This window comes from Streptomyces sp. NPDC091281 (assembly GCF_044757425.1).
GTDB lineage: Bacteria > Actinomycetota > Actinomycetes > Streptomycetales > Streptomycetaceae > Streptomyces.
The window spans coordinates 249,091-264,534 of the sequence record NZ_JBIVUY010000013.1; the positions used below are offsets into that span (position 1 = coordinate 249,091).

Genomic DNA, 15,444 nt, shown 5'->3' on the forward strand with positions numbered 1-15,444 from the left:
CTTCGGCCCAGCGCACCGACTCGGTCTCTTCCAGGGGGGAGGACCGCCAGGGAAAGGACACCTCGTGCGTCAACGTTCGCTCATCGCCATCACCGCCGCGCTGGCGGCGGGAGCACTCACCCTCACCGCCTGCGGTTCGCGCGACGACGACGGCGGCTCCGACTCCGGCAGCGACGGTGGCACCACCGTCACCATCGGCGTGGACGCCCCGCTGACCGGCGACCTGTCCTCGCTGGGCCTCGGCATCAAGAACTCGGTCGACCTCGCGGTCAAGACCGCCAACAAGGACAAGTACGTCGAGGGCGTCACCTTCAAGGTCGTCGCCAAGGACGACCAGGCGCAGCCCTCCGCGGGCCAGCAGAACGCCACCGCCTTCGTCGCGGACAAGAGCGTGCTGGGCGTGGTCGGCCCACTGAACTCCTCCGTCGCCGAGTCGATGCAGAAGGTCTTCGACGACGCAAAGCTGGTCGAGATCTCCCCGGCCAACACCGGCCCGGCCCTCACCCAGGGCGCCGACTGGCAGAAGACGAAGACCCGGCCGTACAAGTCGTACTTCCGCACCGCGACCACGGACGCCATCCAGGGCCCGTTCGCCGCGCAGTACGTCTTCAACGACGCCAAGAAGAAGAAGGTCTTCGTCATCGACGACAAGAAGACCTACGGCGCCGGCCTCGCCGCCACCTTCACCGCGGAGTTCAAGAAGCTCGGCGGCCAGGTCGTGGGCACCCAGCACATCAACCCGGACACCAAGGACTTCTCCGCGGTCGCCACCGAGGTCAAGAACAGCGGCGCCGACGTCGTCTACTACGGCGGCGAGTTCCCGCAGGCCGGTCCGCTGAGCAAGCAGATCAAGGCCGCCGGTGCCAAGATCCCGCTGGTCGGCGGCGACGGCATCAAGGACGACAACTTCATCAAGCTCGCGGGTGCCGGCAGCACCGGCGACCTCGCGACCTCCGTGGGCGCCCCGGTCGAGGACCTCGACTCGGCCAAGAAGTTCGTCGCCGACTACAAGGCGGGCGGCTACAAGGAGGACTACGCGGCGTACGGCGGCTACTCCTACGACTCCGCCTGGGCGATCATCGAAGCCGTGAAGAAGGTCGTCGACGGCAACGACGGCAAGCTTCCCGACGACGCCCGCGCCAAGGTCACCGAGGCCGTGCAGGGCGTCTCCTTCGACGGCGTGACCGGCAAGGTCTCCTTCGACGAGTACGGCGACGCCACCAACAAGCAGCTCACCGTGTACGCCGTCAAGAACGGTGCCTTCGAGACCGTCAAGTCCGGCACCTACACCGGCTGACCCACCCCGCACCACTCCTGAGCCGCGCGGGGCGCTGTTCCACTGGCGCCCCGCGCGGTCTCACATCCGGACACATCCGTCGAAATCATCCGAACGTCTCGGAGGACATGCGGTGAACGAACTGCCGCAGCAGCTGGTCAACGGCCTGCTACTGGGATCCATGTACGGGCTGGTCGCCATTGGCTACACAATGGTCTACGGCATCGTCCAGCTCATCAACTTCGCCCACGGCGAGATCTTCATGACCGGAGCCTTCGGCGCTCTCACGGTCTATGCGTACATCCTGCCGGACGGCACCCCCATGGCCGTGGCCCTGCCGCTGATGCTGGTCGGCGCGGTGATGGTCTCCGTGACCGTCGCCGTGGGAGCGGAACGTTTCGCCTACCGGCCGCTCCGCAACGCTCCACGCCTGGCCCCGCTCATCACGGCCATCGGACTCTCGCTCGCCCTCCAGCAGGCCGTCTGGGCCTGGTACCCCGACGCCAAGGCGGCCCGCGTCTTCCCCGAGATCCAGGGCGGCCCGTTCGAGATCGGCAACGTCACCATCCAGACCGGTGACATCTTCCTGATCATCGCGGCCCCGATCAGCATGGGCATCCTGGCCTACTTCGTCATGAAGACCCGCACCGGCCGCGGCATGCAGGCCACCGCGCAGGACCCGGACACCGCCAAGCTCATGGGTGTCAACACCGACCGCATCATCGTGATCGCCTTCGCCCTCGGCGCGACCTTCGCCGCCGTCGGCGGTGTCGCCTACGGCCTCAAGTACGGCCAGATCACCTTCACCATGGGATTCATCCTCGGCCTGAAGGCCTTCACCGCGGCCGTCCTCGGCGGTATCGGCAACATCTACGGAGCCATGATCGGCGGACTCGTCCTCGGCGTCGCCGAGACCCTCGCCACCGCCTACGTCGCCGACATCCCCGGCATGGACAAGTTCGGCAGCCAGTCCTGGGCCGACGTCTGGGCCTTCGTACTCCTCATCCTCGTGCTCCTGCTGCGGCCCCAAGGCCTCCTCGGCGAGCGCGTCGCTGACAGGGCGTGACATCGATGACCACACAGACCACCGCTCCCGGGACCCCGGAGACCCTCGGCACCGCCCCCGCCGGTCTCATTCCCCTCCCGGCCCCCACCGCTCGCGCCCTCGCCACCGGTGGCTCCGCTCTCACTCTCGTCTCCACGTTCCTCGCCTGGACCTGGACCGACGCCTTCCCGGGCGACCTCACGATCTACGGCTTCCCCGGCGGCCTCCAGGTGCTCGTGCTCATCGGCGCCGCCCTCACCGCTCTGTTCTGTCTCTCCTCCTACGGCGTCAAGGGACTCGGCTGGCTCACCCCCGCCGGAGCAGACGGCGCCATCAAGTTCGCGGCGCTCGCCACGTTCGCCACCAGCTGGTACACGGTCATCGCGATCACCGTCGACCTCGGCGGCATCGTCAACCTCGAACCCGGCGGCTACGTCGTCGCGATCGGCAGCCTCGCCGCCCTGGTCGGCGCCCTTGGCCTGCCGTTCCAGCACCCGGCGCCGGACCCGATCGATCCGGACGACACCTCCTGGGAACACACCAAGCACAAGGCCGCCCACCAGTGGGAGACCGCCAAGACCGCCTTCACCTCAGGCAAAGTCCGCCCCGTCGGCCCGCTGAACTCCTTCGTCGAGATCCTGATCATCGTCGGCATCCTCGCCCTCGGCCTGACCGTCTTCACCTACGGCATCGGCACCGAGTACGACGAACTGTTCATCGGCTTCCTCATCACCGCGGGCTTCGGCTTCGCCGCCCTCGCCAAGGCCGGACTCATCGCCCAGGCCAGCCAGATCACCGCACGGCACCAGAACATCACCGTCTGCGGCGCCTTCGTCGCGGCCGCGCTGTTCCCCTTCACCCAGACCGACGACCAGTACGCGACGATCGGCGTCTACATCCTGATCTTCGCCACCGTCGCCCTCGGCCTCAACATCGTCGTCGGCCTCGCCGGCCTCCTCGACCTCGGCTACGTCGCCTTCCTCGGCGTCGGCGCCTACGCCGCGGCCATGGTCTCCGGCTCCCCCAGTTCCCCCTTCGACGTGCACTTCCCCTTCTGGGCCGCCGCTCTCGTCGGCGCCGCGGCGTCCCTCGTCTTCGGCGTCCTCATCGGCGCCCCGACGCTGCGCCTGCGCGGCGACTACCTCGCCATCGTGACCCTCGGCTTCGGCGAGATCTTCCGCATCACCGCCAACAACCTCGATGGCACCTCCGGCCCCGACATCACCAACGGCTCCAACGGCATCTCCTCCATCCCGAACCTCAAGATCTTCGGGTTCGACTTCGGTGCCGTGCACAACATCCTCGGCGTCGAGATCGGGCGATTCGCCAACTACTTCTTCCTGATGCTCGTCATCACGGCGATCGTCGTCCTCGTCTTCCGCCGCAGCGGCGACTCCCGCATCGGCCGCGCCTGGGTCGCCATCCGCGAGGACGAGACCGCCGCCCTCGCCATGGGCATCAACGGCTTCCGCGTCAAGCTCATCGCCTTCGCCGTCGGCGCCTCCCTCGCCGGCCTCGCCGGCACCGTCCAGGCCCACGTCACCTACACCGTGACGCCCGAGCAGTACGTCTTCGCCGGCGCCATCCCGCCCAACTCGGCCTTCCTGCTCGCCGCGGTCGTCCTCGGCGGCATGGGCACCATCGGAGGCCCCCTCATCGGCGCCGCACTGCTCTTCCTCATCCCCAACAAGCTCCAGTTCCTCGGCGACTACCAGCTGCTCGCCTTCGGCATCGCACTCATCCTGCTGATGCGCTTCCGTCCCGAGGGCCTCATCCCCAACCGGCGCCGCCAGCTCGAATTCCACGAGGACGCCGAAGCTCCCACCGTCCTCACGAAGGCAGGGGCCTGACGACCATGACCACCGACACCACCACCAAGGACGCCACCTCCGCCACCGCCCCCGGCGAGACCGTCCTCGACGCCCGCGGCGTCACCATGCGCTTCGGCGGCCTCACCGCCGTCCGCAACGTCGACCTCACCGTCAACAGCGGCGAGATCGTCGGCCTCATCGGCCCCAACGGCGCCGGCAAGACCACCTTCTTCAACTGCCTCACCGGCCTCTACATCCCCACCGAGGGAGAGGTCCGCTACAAGGGCACCGTCCTGCCGCCCCAGTCCTTCAAGGTCACCGCGGCAGGCATCGCCCGCACCTTCCAGAACATCCGTCTCTTCGCCAACATGACGGTCCTCGAGAACGTCCTCGTCGGCCGCCACACCCGCACCAAGGAAGGCTTCTGGTCGGCCGTCCTGCGCGGACCCGGCTTCCACCGGGCCGAGGCCGCCTCCCGCGCCCGCGCCATGGAACTCCTGGAGTTCGTCGGCCTCGACGCCAAGGCCGACCACCTCGCCCGCAACCTCCCCTACGGCGAGCAGCGCAAGCTGGAGATCGCCCGCGCCCTCGCCAGCGAGCCCGGCCTGCTCCTCCTCGACGAGCCCACCGCGGGCATGAACCCGCAGGAGACGCGCGCCACCGAGGAACTCGTCTTCGCCATCCGCGACCAGGGCATCGCCGTCCTCGTCATCGAGCACGACATGCGGTTCATCTTCAACCTCTGCGACCGCGTCGCCGTCCTCGTCCAGGGCGAGAAGCTCGTCGAGGGCGACAGCGCCACCGTCCAGGGCGACGAACGCGTCGTCGCCGCCTACCTCGGCGAGCCCTTCGAGGACGCCCCCGGCGCGGACGAGGTCGCCGAGGTCGAGGCCGCCGAAGCACAGGCCGACCCCACGACGGACGCCGCGCCCGGCAAGGAGAACGACCGATGACCGCACTGCTCGAGGTCGAGGACCTCCGCGTCGCCTACGGCAAGATCGAAGCCGTCAAGGGCATCTCCTTCAAGGTCGACGCCGGCGAGGTCGTCACCCTCATCGGCACCAACGGCGCGGGCAAGACCACCACCCTGCGCACCCTGTCGGGCCTCCTCAAGCCCGTCGGCGGCCAGATCAAGTTCAACGGCCGCTCCCTCAAGAAGATCCCCGCCCACAACATCGTCTCGCTGGGACTCGCCCACTCCCCCGAGGGGCGGCACATCTTCCCGCGCATGACGATCGAGGACAACCTCCGCCTCGGCGCCTTCCTGCGCAGCGACCGGCCCGGCATCGAGAAGGACATCCAGCGCGCCTACGACCTCTTCCCCATCCTGGGAGAGCGCCGCAAGCAGGCCGCGGGCACCCTCTCCGGCGGTGAACAGCAGATGCTCGCCATGGGCCGCGCCCTCATGTCGCAGCCCAAGCTGCTCATGCTCGACGAGCCCTCCATGGGTCTCTCCCCGATCATGATGCAGAAGATCATGGCGACCATCGCCGAGCTGAAGGCCCAGGGCACGACGATCCTCCTCGTCGAGCAGAACGCCCAGGCCGCCCTCTCCCTGGCCGACCACGGTCACGTCATGGAGATCGGCAAGATCGTCCTGTCCGGCACCGGCGGGGACCTCCTCCACGACGAGTCCGTCCGCAAGGCGTACCTCGGCGAGGACTGACCTCCCCCGCAGCACGCGAAGAGGCCCGCACCCCGACCAGGGTGCGGGCCTCTTCCGGTCTCCGGGTCGGCTATCCCTTCGACGCCTTCTTCTCGTCCGCGTCAAGGATCACGGCCTCCGCGACCTGCTGCATCGACATACGGCGGTCCATCGACGTCTTCTGGATCCAGCGGAACGCCGCGGGCTCCGTCAGCCCGTACTCCGTCTGGAGGATCGACTTCGCCCGGTCCACCAGCTTGCGGGTCTCCAGGCGCTGGGTGAGGTCGGCGACCTCGTTCTCCAGCTCCTTCAGCTCCGTGAAGCGGGACACGGCCATCTCGATCGCCGGCACCACGTCGCTCTTGCTGAACGGCTTCACCAGATACGCCATCGCCCCGGCGTCCCGGGCCCGCTCGACCAGGTCACGCTGGGAGAAGGCGGTCAACATCAGCACCGGGGCGATCCGCTCCTCGGCGATCCTCTCCGCCGCCGAGATGCCGTCCAGCTTCGGCATCTTCACATCGAGGATGACCAGGTCCGGCTTGTGCTCCCGCGCCAGCTCCACGGCCTGCTCGCCGTCCCCGGCCTCACCGACGACGGAGTAGCCCTCCTCCTCCAGCATCTCTTTGAGATCCAGCCGGATCAGGGCCTCGTCCTCGGCGATGACGACACGGGTCGTCAGCGGAGGCACATGCGACTTGTCGTCGTCGGGCACGTCCACGGGCTGGGGCGACTCGGGGGCGGTCACGGGGGCTCCTCGTTCAGGCAGGGCTGCTGCTGACAAGAGCCTACCTAGCTGCGGTATGGTGGACGGGCAGCGGGTCGAGGTCAACCTTCGATTCATTGGGCCCCGGTAGCCCAATTGGCAGCAGGCGATGCTCTCAAACAGCATACAGTGTGGGTTCGAATCCCACCCGGGGCACTTTTCCTTCGTTTCCAAGGATTGCGCCACCAAGCGGATGTCCACGTTCTCGTGAACATCCGCTTTTTGCTGCACGCCTTCGCGATCAGTGACGCACCGTGTTGCCATGCCCCTGCATGGAACCGATGTACGACACCAGGCCCTCACGCTGCTTCGGGACGGCGTACGGAACTCCGACGTGGCCCGACGACTGAACGTCCCGGCCGGCACGGTCAGTTACTGGAAACACCTGGACCGCGCGCGACGTGGAGAGACGGGCGGGCGGCACGAACCCCAGTGCCCCCGATGCCACGACCGCCCCCTCGACGAGCCTGCCTACAGTTATCTGCTCGGGCTCTACCTGGGAGACGGCCACATCAGCGACTACCCGGGGCAGGGCGCCCCGAGCCTGATGGTCACCTGCGCCGAGTCGTGGCCGGGCCTCATGGATCTGTGCGAGCTGGCCATGCGGGCGGTCTTCCCCGGCAATTCCGTCTGCCGGGTGCAGCGCAGCGGCTGCCGCAATCTCAAGCTCTACTCCCGCCATCTCCCCTGCATGTTCCCCCAGCACGGCCCCGGCAAGAAGCACGAGCGGATCATCGAGCTGGCGGGCTGGCAGCAGGCGATCGTGGACGCGCATCCCTGGGAGTTCGTCCGGGGGCTTCTCCACTCGGACGGCTGCCGGCTCACCAATTGGACGACCCGTGTCGTCCAGGGTGAGCGCAGGCGCTACGAGTATCCGCGTTACTTCTTCACCAACGTCTCCGGCGACATCCGGCGCCTCTACACCGACACCCTCGACCGGCTGGGCGTCGCCTGGCGGCAGGCGAACGCGCAGAACGTGTCCGTGGCCAGGAAGGCCGATGTCGCCCTGCTCGACGCGCACGTGGGCCCCAAGCACTGACCGCCCGCCCCCTACGTGTCGTCCTCGCCGATGTGGTGGACGCGGACCAGGTTGGTGGAGCCGGAGACTCCGGGTGGGGAGCCGGCTGTGATGACGACGGTGTCGCCGGGGGCGCAGCGGCCGTGGCGGAGGAGGAGGTCGTCGACCTGGTCGACCATGGCGTCGGTGGAGTCGACGTGGGGGCCGAGGAAGGTCTCGACGCCCCAGGTGAGGTTGAGCTGGGAGCGGGTGGCGGGTTCGGGGGTGAAGGCGAGGAGGGGGATGGGTGAGCGGTAGCGGGAGAGGCGGCGGACGGTGTCGCCGGACTGGGTGAAGGCGACGAGGTACTTGGCGTCGAGGAAGTCGCCGATCTCGGCGGCGGCGCGGGCGACGGCGCCGCCCTGGGTGCGGGGTTTGGTGCGGTCGGTGAGGGGCGGGAGGCCTTTGGCGAGGATGTCCTCCTCGGCGGCGGTGACGATCCTGGCCATGGTGGTGACGGTCTCGACGGGGTGTTTACCGACGCTGGTCTCGCCGCTGAGCATGACGGCGTCGGTGCCGTCGTAGACGGCGTTGGCGACGTCGGAGGCCTCGGCGCGGGTGGGCCGGGCGTTGTCGATCATGGAGTCGAGCATCTGGGTGGCGACGATGACCGGCTTGGCGTTGCGCCGGGCGAGTTTGACGGCGCGCTTCTGGACGATGGGGACCTGTTCGAGGGGCATCTCGACGCCGAGGTCGCCGCGGGCGACCATGAGGCCGTCGAAGGCGGCGACGATGTCGTCGAGGTTCTGGACGGCCTGGGGCTTCTCGATCTTGGCGATGACGGGGAGGCGGCGGCCTTCGTCGTCCATGATGCGGTGGACGTCGAGGATGTCGCGGCCGGTGCGGACGAAGGAGAGGGCGATGACGTCGAAGCCGGTGCGCAGGGCCCAGCGGAGGTCTTCCTCGTCCTTCTTGGCGAGGGCGGGGACGGAGACGGCGGCGCCGGGGAGGTTGAGGCCCTTGTGGTCGGAGATGACGCCGCCCTCGACGACGCGGGTGTGGACGCGGGGGCCGTCGACGGCGGTGACCTGGAGGCAGACCTTGCCGTCGTCGACGAGGACGTGGTCGCCGGGGGTGACGTCGTCGGCGAGTCCGGCGTAGGTGGTGCCGCAGATGTGGCGGTCGCCCTGGACGCCTTCCTCGACGGTGAGGGTGAAGGTGTCGTCGCGTTCGAGGAGTACGGGGCCTTCGGCGAAGCGGCCGAGGCGGATCTTCGGGCCTTGAAGGTCGGCGAGGAGGCCGACGCTGCGGCCGGTCTCGTCGGAGGCCTTGCGAACGCGTCGGTACCGTTCCTCGTGCTCGGCGTGGGTGCCGTGGCTGAGGTTGAGGCGGGCGATGTCCATTCCGGCGTCGACCAGGGCTTTGATCTGGTCGTATGTGTCGGTGGCGGGGCCCAGGGTGCAGACGATTTTCGCTCGGCGCATGGTTCGAGCCTAGGGCTTACCGCCGGGTAGCGACCGGGGAGCGCGTGGCCGCCCAACATCCGTCGGGTGAAGGGTTCTTGACAAGTGTTGAAGTGGGCGGCGGGCTGCTCCGATGAGCGATGTTTTACGGGGGTGTCATGTCGGGGCGGGGCGGGTCACCGGATCGCAACCTCACAGGGCTTTCCCGTTTGCCATGGCCGGGTCAGAATCTACGCGCGTATCCCTGACGCGTGCGTCTACGCGCGTCATCCGTCGTGTGCGAGGAGCTGGAATCATGCCGTTGAACCGCCGGACGTTCCTTCAGAAGTCCGCCGTGACCGGGGCGGGGGTGGCGGTCGCGGGAGCGGCGGCGGCTCCGGCGGCCGAGGCGGCGCCCGCGGGTGGGAGGAGGAAGCCGGTGAAGCGGTACGCGCTGACGGTGCTGGGCACGACCGACCTGCACGGCCACGTCTTCAACTGGGACTACTTCAAGGACGCGGAGTACACCGACGCGCAGGGCAACGCGCAGGGGCTGGCGCGGATCTCGACGCTGGTGAACGCGATCCGCCGGGAGCGGGGCCGGGAGAACACGCTGCTGCTGGACGCGGGCGACACGATCCAGGGCACGCCGCTGACGTACTACTACGCGAAGGTGGACCCGATCACCGCGAAGGGGGGTCCGGTGCACCCGATGGCGCAGGCGATGAACGCGATCGGGTACGACGCGGTGGCGCTGGGCAACCACGAGTTCAACTACGGCATCGAGACGTTGCGGAAGTTCGAGGAGCAGTGCCGTTTCCCGCTGCTGGGGGCGAACGCGCTGCACGCGAGGACGCTGAAGCCGGCGTTCCCGCCGTACTTCATGAAGACGTTCCGGGTGAAGGGCGCGCCGCCGGTGAAGGTGGCGGTGCTGGGGCTGACGAATCCGGGGATCGCGATCTGGGACAAGGCGTACGTGCAGGGGAAGCTGACGTTCCCGGGGCTGGAGGAGCAGGCGGCGAAGTGGGTGCCGAGGCTGCGGTCGATGGGCGCGGACGTGGTGGTGGTGTCGGCGCACTCGGGCTCGTCGGGGACGTCGTCGTACGGTGACCAGTTGCCGTACGTGGAGAACTCGGCGGCGCTGGTGGCGCAGAAGGTGCCGGGGATCGACGCGATCCTGGTGGGGCACGCGCATGTGGAGATCCCGGAGCTGAAGGTCGTCAACGAGAAGACGGGGCGGACGGTGGTGCTGTCGGAGCCGCTGGCGTTCGCGGAGCGGCTGTCGGTGTTCGACATCGGGCTGACGTTCGAGCGGGGCCGCTGGTCGGTGGAGTCGGTGGCGTCGTCGGTGCGCAACACGAACACGGTGGCGGACGACCCGCGGATCACGCGGCTGCTGAAGGACGAGCACGCGAAGGTCGTGGCGTACGTCAACCAGGTGGTGGGGACGGCGACACAGACGCTGACGACGGTGGACGCGCGGTACAAGGACGCGCCGATCATCGATCTGATCACCAGGGTCCAGGAGGACGTGGTGAGGGCGGCGCTGGCGGGGACCGAGTTCGCGGCGCTGCCGGTGATCGCGCAGGCCTCGCCGTTCTCGCGGACGTCGGAGATCCCGGCGGGCGAGGTGACGATCCGGGATCTGTCGGGGCTGTACGTGTACGACAACACGCTGGTGGCGAAGGTGCTGACGGGGGCGCAGCTGCGGGCGTACCTGGAGTACTCGGCGGAGTACTTCGTGCGGACGGCGGCGGACGCCCCGGTGGACGTGGCGAAGCTGACGAACGCGAACAACCGGCCGGACTACAACTACGACTACGTGTCGGGGCTGTCGTACGACATCGACGTGGCGCAGGCGCCGGGGTCGCGCATCCGGAACCTGACGTACGGCGGGGTTCCGCTGGACGACGCGCGGGAGTTCGTGCTGGCGGTGAACAACTACCGGGCCAACGGCGGCGGGGCGTTCCCGCATGTGGCGTCGGCGCGTGAGGTGTGGTCGGAGTCGACGGAGATCCGGACGCGGATCGCGGAGTGGGTCACGGCGAAGGGGGTGCTGGACCCGGAGGACTTCGCGTCGGTGGACTGGCGGCTGACACGGGACGGTGTGCCGGTGTTCTGAGCGGGTCCCCGGTCGGTCGGGGCCGAGGGGGCGGTGGGAGGTCTCTCCCGCCGCCCCTTCCGTGTGCCGGGGGGCTGCGGTGCCGTACGGCGGGTCAGTGGGTGTCGACGAGGGGGACGAGGGTGGGCGGCCTGCGGGCGTGGGGGACCTGGGGGTGGGGTTCGAGGCCGAAGGTGGTGAAGGCGGTGCGGTCGGGGAGAGGGTAGGTGTCCTCGCCGGTGAGGGTGTTGAGGATGGTGGCGGCGCGCCAGGCGGTGAGGCCGAGGTCGGGGGCGCCGACGCCGTGGGTGTGGCGTTCGGCGTTCTGGACGTGGACGGCGCCGGTGACGGAGGGGTCGAGGTGGAGGCGGAAGCGGTCGTCGACGCGGGGGCGTTCGGAGCTGTCGCGGCGGAGGTAGGGGTCGAGTCCGGCGAGGATGCGGTCGAGGGGGCGTTCGCGGTGGCCGGTGGCGAGGACGACGGCGTCGGTGGTGAGGCGGGTGCGGGTCTGCTGCTGGACGTGTTCGAGGTGGAGTTCGATGCGGGTGGTGGCGATGCGGCCCGCGGTGCGGACGCGGACGCCGGGGGTGAGGACGGCGTCGGGCCAGCCGCCGTGCAGGGAGCGGCGGTACAGCTCGTCGTGGATGGCGGCGGCGGTGTCGGCGTCGATGCCCTTGTGGAGCTGCCACTGGGCGGCGACGAGGCGGTCGCGGGTGGCTTCGGGGAGGGCGTGGAAGTAGCGGGTGTAGTCGGGGGTGAAGTGTTCGAGGCCGAGTTTGGAGTACTCCATGGGGGCGAAGGCCTCGGTGCGGCCGATCCAGTGGAGGCGTTCGCGGCCTTCGGGGCGGTGGCGGAGGAGGTCGAGGAAGATCTCGGCGCCGGACTGTCCGGAGCCGACGACGGTGACGTGGCCGGCGGCGAGGAGGGCGTCGCGGTGGGTGAGGTAGTCGTCGGAGTGCAGGACGGGCACGCCGGGGGTGTCGGTGAGGGGGCGCAGCGGGTCGGGGACGTGCGGCTCGGTGCCGATGCCGAGGACGACGTTGCGGGTGTGGGTGCGGCCGAGGGCCTCGGCCTCTCCGTCGGCGTCGAGTTGGGTGAAGTCGACTTCGAAGAGGGCGCGTTCGGGGTTCCAGCGGACGGCGTCGACCTGGTGGCGGAAGCGGAGTGCGGGGAGGTGTTCGGCGACCCAGCGGCCGTAGGCGTCGTACTCGGCGCGGTGGATGTGGAAGCGTTCGGCGAAGTAGAAGGGGAAGAGGCGCTGCCTGCTTCTGAGGTAACTGAGGAAGCTCCAGGGGCTGGTGGGGTCGGCGAGGGTGACGAGGTCGGCGAGGAAGGGGACTTGGACGCGGGCGCCGTCGATGAGGAGGCCGGGGTGCCAGCGGAAGTCGGGGCGCTGTTCGTAGAAGACGGCGTCGAGGCCGGTGCGGGGGTGGGCGAGGGCGGCGAGGGAGAGGTTGCTGGGGCCGATGCCGATGCCGACGAGGTCGCGGGGGGTGTCGGGGGTGGTGGGGTGGTGCGGCTGGGGGTGGGGCGTGTTCATGCGGGGGCTCCTCCGGGGGGCGAGGAGTCCCAGTGTGTCCACGGGGGTGGGGGTGCGCCCCGGCTGTGGGGGTTTTGGACCCGAAAGGGGGAGGCGGGGCGGTGGCGGGGGTCCGGTGCGGCGGCCGGACCCCCGTCGGGCGGGTCAGGCGCCGCGGACGCGCAACGCGCGGCGCAGGTCGTCGAGTTGGTCGGCGAGCCGGCGTCGCAGGGCGGGGGTGAGGTCGGTGTCGCGCAGGCGGCTCTCGCCGAGGGCGAGGTGGTCGGCGTCGACGGCGTGGGCGGGGAACGCCCAGCGGGCGGCGGCGTCGGCGATGGCGGGGCCGCGGCGGGCGGCGACGGTGGGGGCGTCCTGGTAGAAGCGCGCGACGTACGGCTTCACGAGGTCGGCCTGTTCGGGCTGCCAGAAGCCCTGGGCGGTGGCGGTGAACAGGTAGTTGGAGAGGTCGTCGCCGTCGAAGAGGGCGGCCCAGGCGGTGGCCTTGGCGTCCGGGTCGGGGAGGGCGGCGCGGCAGCGGGCGGCGCCTTCGCGGCCGGTGGCGGAGGGGTCGCGGTCGAGTTCGGCGGCGATGGCCGTCTCGTCGGTGGCGCCGAGGACGGCGAGCCGGGCGAGGACGCGCCAGCGCAGGTCGGGGTCGAGTTCGGGGCCGCCGGGGACGGTGCCGTCGGCGAGCCAGTCGGTCAGGGGCTCGGGGTGGGCGGCGACGTCGATGAAGTGGCGTACGGCGAGCAGGCGCAGGCCGGGGTGGTCGCCGTCCTCGGTGCGGCGGATGAGGTCGCGGCAGAGGGAGGCGAGGGTGGCGAGCGCGGCGGGGCGCTCGTCGGGGGTGACGTAGCGGTCGGCGACCTGGGCGGCGGCGAAGGCGAGGACGCCTTGGACGAGGGCGAGGTCGGTCTCGCGCGGGAGGTGGGTGCGGGCGGTCTCCAGGTAGGCGCCGGGGGCGAGTTCGCCGTCGCGGACGGCGTCGCGCAGGGCGTTCCAGACGACGGCGCGGGTGAGGGGGTCGGGGAGCCGGGAGAGGTGGGCGGCGACGGCTTCGGCGGAGGCGGGGTCGAAGCGGACCTTGGTGTAGGTGAGGTCGCCGTCGTTGAGGAGGAGCAGCGCGGGGCGCTTGCCGAGGGGGTGGGGGGCGGTCTGCGGGACGTCGAGGTCGAGGCGTTCGCGCAGGACGAGGCCGCCGCGGTCGTCGGTGAGGTCGGTGTCGTAGAGGCCGACGGCGATGCGGTGGGGGCGGCTGCCGGTGCGGTCGACGGTGAGGGCGCAGGTGCCGCCGTCGGCGGTGACGGTGGGGGTGAGGGTGTCGACGCCGGTGGTGCGCAGCCAGGTGTCGGCCCAGGCGTGGACGTCGCGTTCGGTGGCGGCGGCGAGGGAGTCGATGAAGTCGGCGAGGCTGGCGTTGCCGAACCGGTGCCGGGCGAAGTGGGTGTTGATGCCGGCGAGGAAGTCCTTCTCGCCGAGCCAGGTGACGAGTTGGCGCAGCGCGGAGGCGCCCTTGGCGTAGGAGATGCCGTCGAAGTTGAGGAGGGCGGAGGCGGTGTCCTGGACGTCCTCGGGGGCGACGGGGTGGGTGGAGGGGCGCTGGTCGGCGTCGTAGCCCCAGGCCTTGCGGGCGACGCCGAACTCGGTCCAGGTGGCGGTGAAGCGGGTGGCCTCGGCGGTGGTCTGGTAGCCCATGTACTCGGCGAAGGACTCGTTCAGCCAGATGTCGTCCCACCAGCGGAGGGTGACGAGGTCGCCGAACCACATGTGGGCCATCTCGTGGGCGATGACCATGGCGCGGGTCTGGCGTTCGGTGTCGGTGACGGCGGAGCGGTAGACGAAGTCGTCGCGGAAGGTGACGAGTCCGGGGTTCTCCATGGCGCCGGCGTTGAACTCGGGGACGAACGCCTGGTCGTAGGAGTCGAAGGGGTAGGGCTCGTCGAACTTCTCGTGGTAGCGGTCGAAGCAGGCGCGGGTGACGTCGAGGATCTCGTCGGCGTCGGCGTCGAGGTGGGGGGCGAGGGAGCGCCGGCAGTGGATGCCGAAGGGCAGGCCGCGGTGTTCGGTGCGCACGGAGTGCCAGGGTCCGGCGGCGACGGCGACGAGGTAGGTGGACAGGGGCGGGGTGGTGGCGGCGCGGTGGCGGCCGCCGCCGAGGTGTTCGGTGACGCCGTTGGCGAGGACGGTCCAGTCCTCGGGGGCGGTGACGGTGACGTCGAAGACGGCCTTGAGGTCGGGCTGGTCGAAGGCGGCGAAGACGCGCTGGACGTCGTCGAGGAAGAGCTGGGTGTAGACGTAGGTCTCGCCGTCGGAGGGGTCGGTGAAGCGGTGCATGCCCTCGCCGGTGCGGGAGTAGCGCATGCGGGCGGTGACGCGGAGTTCGTGCTCGCCCTCGGTGAGGCCGGTGAGGGGCAGCCGGTTGCCGTCGAGGGCGGCGGGGTCGAGGGGCTGTCCGTCGAGGGTGGCGGAGCGCAGTTCGGCGGGCTTCAGCTCGACGAAGGTGTCCGCGCCCGTGCGCGCGGCGAAGTGGATGACGGTCTCGGACTCGAAGGTCTCGTCGCCGGTGGTGAGGTCCAGCGCGATGGTGTAGCGGCGGACGTCGAGGAGTCGGGCACGGGTCTGCGCTTCGTCGCGCGTCAGTACGGACATGCGGGCCATGCTGCCCGAAACCGCAGGCGGGGCACAGAGGCGATTCCGGTACGCGCCGTTTGTCCGGGGGCGGCGGAGGCGGACATGGGGTTTCCCCTACGGGCAGGGGCGTACGTCGGCGGGGCGCGCGCCGGGGTGTGCGCGCTGTGGGGGCGCGTACGGGGGCGTGGGGGTGCGGGGGGGGGTGCGGGGC

The 15,444-nt window shown here is 70.1% G+C and carries 11 protein-coding genes and 1 tRNA gene; 8 read left to right on the forward strand and 4 right to left on the reverse strand.

Going from position 1 to position 15,444, the window contains the following annotated elements; all coding sequences use genetic code 11:
- Nucleotides 1-64 precede the first annotated feature (64 nt).
- The 5 genes from ACIQPQ_RS29990 (at nucleotide 65) to ACIQPQ_RS30010 (ending at nucleotide 5,798) form a co-directional block, all read left to right on the forward strand.
- A complete protein-coding gene (locus ACIQPQ_RS29990) occupies nucleotides 65-1,297 on the forward strand; it encodes a branched-chain amino acid ABC transporter substrate-binding protein (protein ID WP_401309860.1) in 1,233 nt (410 codons plus the stop codon).
- A gap of 112 nt (nucleotides 1,298-1,409) precedes the next feature.
- Entirely contained in the window at nucleotides 1,410-2,342 is a 933-nt protein-coding gene (locus ACIQPQ_RS29995; RefSeq protein ID WP_401309863.1) for a branched-chain amino acid ABC transporter permease, read from the forward strand.
- A 5-nt stretch (nucleotides 2,343-2,347) separates the two neighbouring features.
- Nucleotides 2,348-4,171, forward strand: a complete 1,824-nt coding sequence (locus ACIQPQ_RS30000; protein WP_401309866.1) for a branched-chain amino acid ABC transporter permease — start codon at nucleotides 2,348-2,350, stop codon at nucleotides 4,169-4,171.
- Between the two features lie 5 nt (nucleotides 4,172-4,176).
- Entirely contained in the window at nucleotides 4,177-5,085 is a 909-nt protein-coding gene (locus tag ACIQPQ_RS30005) for an ABC transporter ATP-binding protein (RefSeq protein WP_383773649.1), read from the forward strand.
- On the forward strand, nucleotides 5,082-5,798 hold the full coding sequence (locus ACIQPQ_RS30010; RefSeq protein ID WP_383773647.1) for an ABC transporter ATP-binding protein: 717 nt from the start codon (nucleotides 5,082-5,084) through the stop codon (nucleotides 5,796-5,798). The genes ACIQPQ_RS30005 and ACIQPQ_RS30010 overlap by 4 nt, the downstream gene beginning before the upstream one ends.
- Nucleotides 5,799-5,868: 70 nt before the next feature.
- On the opposite strand, the gene ACIQPQ_RS30015 is transcribed toward ACIQPQ_RS30010, so the two are convergent.
- On the reverse strand, nucleotides 5,869-6,525 hold the full coding sequence (locus tag ACIQPQ_RS30015; RefSeq protein ID WP_401309871.1) for an ANTAR domain-containing response regulator: 657 nt from the start codon (nucleotides 6,523-6,525) through the stop codon (nucleotides 5,869-5,871).
- Between the two features lie 99 nt (nucleotides 6,526-6,624).
- Here ACIQPQ_RS30015 and ACIQPQ_RS30020 point away from each other — a divergent pair.
- Both ACIQPQ_RS30020 and ACIQPQ_RS30025 read left to right on the forward strand, forming a co-directional pair.
- A tRNA-Leu gene (locus ACIQPQ_RS30020) sits at nucleotides 6,625-6,699 on the forward strand.
- A gap of 106 nt (nucleotides 6,700-6,805) precedes the next feature.
- The gene (locus ACIQPQ_RS30025) at nucleotides 6,806-7,582 is read left to right on the forward strand and encodes a helix-turn-helix domain-containing protein (RefSeq protein ID WP_401309874.1); all 777 of its coding nucleotides are present in this window, start codon (nucleotides 6,806-6,808) and stop codon (nucleotides 7,580-7,582) included.
- An 11-nt stretch (nucleotides 7,583-7,593) separates the two neighbouring features.
- Here the strand turns inward: ACIQPQ_RS30025 and pyk are convergent, their stop codons facing one another.
- A complete protein-coding gene (pyk, locus tag ACIQPQ_RS30030; RefSeq protein WP_401309877.1) occupies nucleotides 7,594-9,024 on the reverse strand; it encodes a pyruvate kinase in 1,431 nt (476 codons plus the stop codon).
- Nucleotides 9,025-9,298: 274 nt separating this feature from the next.
- Here pyk and ACIQPQ_RS30035 point away from each other — a divergent pair, with 274 nt between their 5' ends.
- Nucleotides 9,299-11,104, forward strand: coding sequence for a bifunctional metallophosphatase/5'-nucleotidase (locus ACIQPQ_RS30035; protein WP_401309879.1), 1,806 nt, complete (start codon nucleotides 9,299-9,301; stop codon nucleotides 11,102-11,104).
- 94 nt (nucleotides 11,105-11,198) lie between these two features.
- Here ACIQPQ_RS30035 and ACIQPQ_RS30040 read toward each other — a convergent pair whose 3' ends face one another.
- Both ACIQPQ_RS30040 and pepN read right to left on the reverse strand, forming a co-directional pair.
- Entirely contained in the window at nucleotides 11,199-12,623 is a 1,425-nt protein-coding gene (locus tag ACIQPQ_RS30040) for a lysine N(6)-hydroxylase/L-ornithine N(5)-oxygenase family protein (protein WP_401309882.1), read from the reverse strand.
- A 144-nt stretch (nucleotides 12,624-12,767) separates the two neighbouring features.
- Complete coding sequence (gene pepN / locus ACIQPQ_RS30045; protein WP_401309885.1) at nucleotides 12,768-15,251, reverse strand: aminopeptidase N; 2,484 nt, start codon at nucleotides 15,249-15,251, stop codon at nucleotides 12,768-12,770.
- Between the last annotated feature and the right edge of the window lie 193 nt (nucleotides 15,252-15,444).

What these genes read in the sequence shown, in the direction of transcription:
- ACIQPQ_RS30005 (WP_383773649.1), top strand. Translation starts at nt 4,177, where the DNA reads ATGACCACCGACACCACCACCAAGGACGCCACCTCCGCCACCGCCCCC.
- pyk (WP_401309877.1), bottom strand. Translation starts at nt 9,024, where the DNA reads ATGCGCCGAGCGAAAATCGTCTGCACCCTGGGCCCCGCCACCGACACA.
- ACIQPQ_RS30040 (WP_401309882.1), bottom strand. Translation starts at nt 12,623, where the DNA reads ATGAACACGCCCCACCCCCAGCCGCACCACCCCACCACCCCCGACACC.
- ACIQPQ_RS30010 (WP_383773647.1), top strand. Translation starts at nt 5,082, where the DNA reads ATGACCGCACTGCTCGAGGTCGAGGACCTCCGCGTCGCCTACGGCAAG.
- ACIQPQ_RS30000 (WP_401309866.1), top strand. Translation starts at nt 2,348, where the DNA reads ATGACCACACAGACCACCGCTCCCGGGACCCCGGAGACCCTCGGCACC.
- ACIQPQ_RS30025 (WP_401309874.1), top strand. Translation starts at nt 6,806, where the DNA reads ATGCCCCTGCATGGAACCGATGTACGACACCAGGCCCTCACGCTGCTT.
- ACIQPQ_RS30035 (WP_401309879.1), top strand. Translation starts at nt 9,299, where the DNA reads ATGCCGTTGAACCGCCGGACGTTCCTTCAGAAGTCCGCCGTGACCGGG.
- pepN (WP_401309885.1), bottom strand. Translation starts at nt 15,251, where the DNA reads ATGTCCGTACTGACGCGCGACGAAGCGCAGACCCGTGCCCGACTCCTC.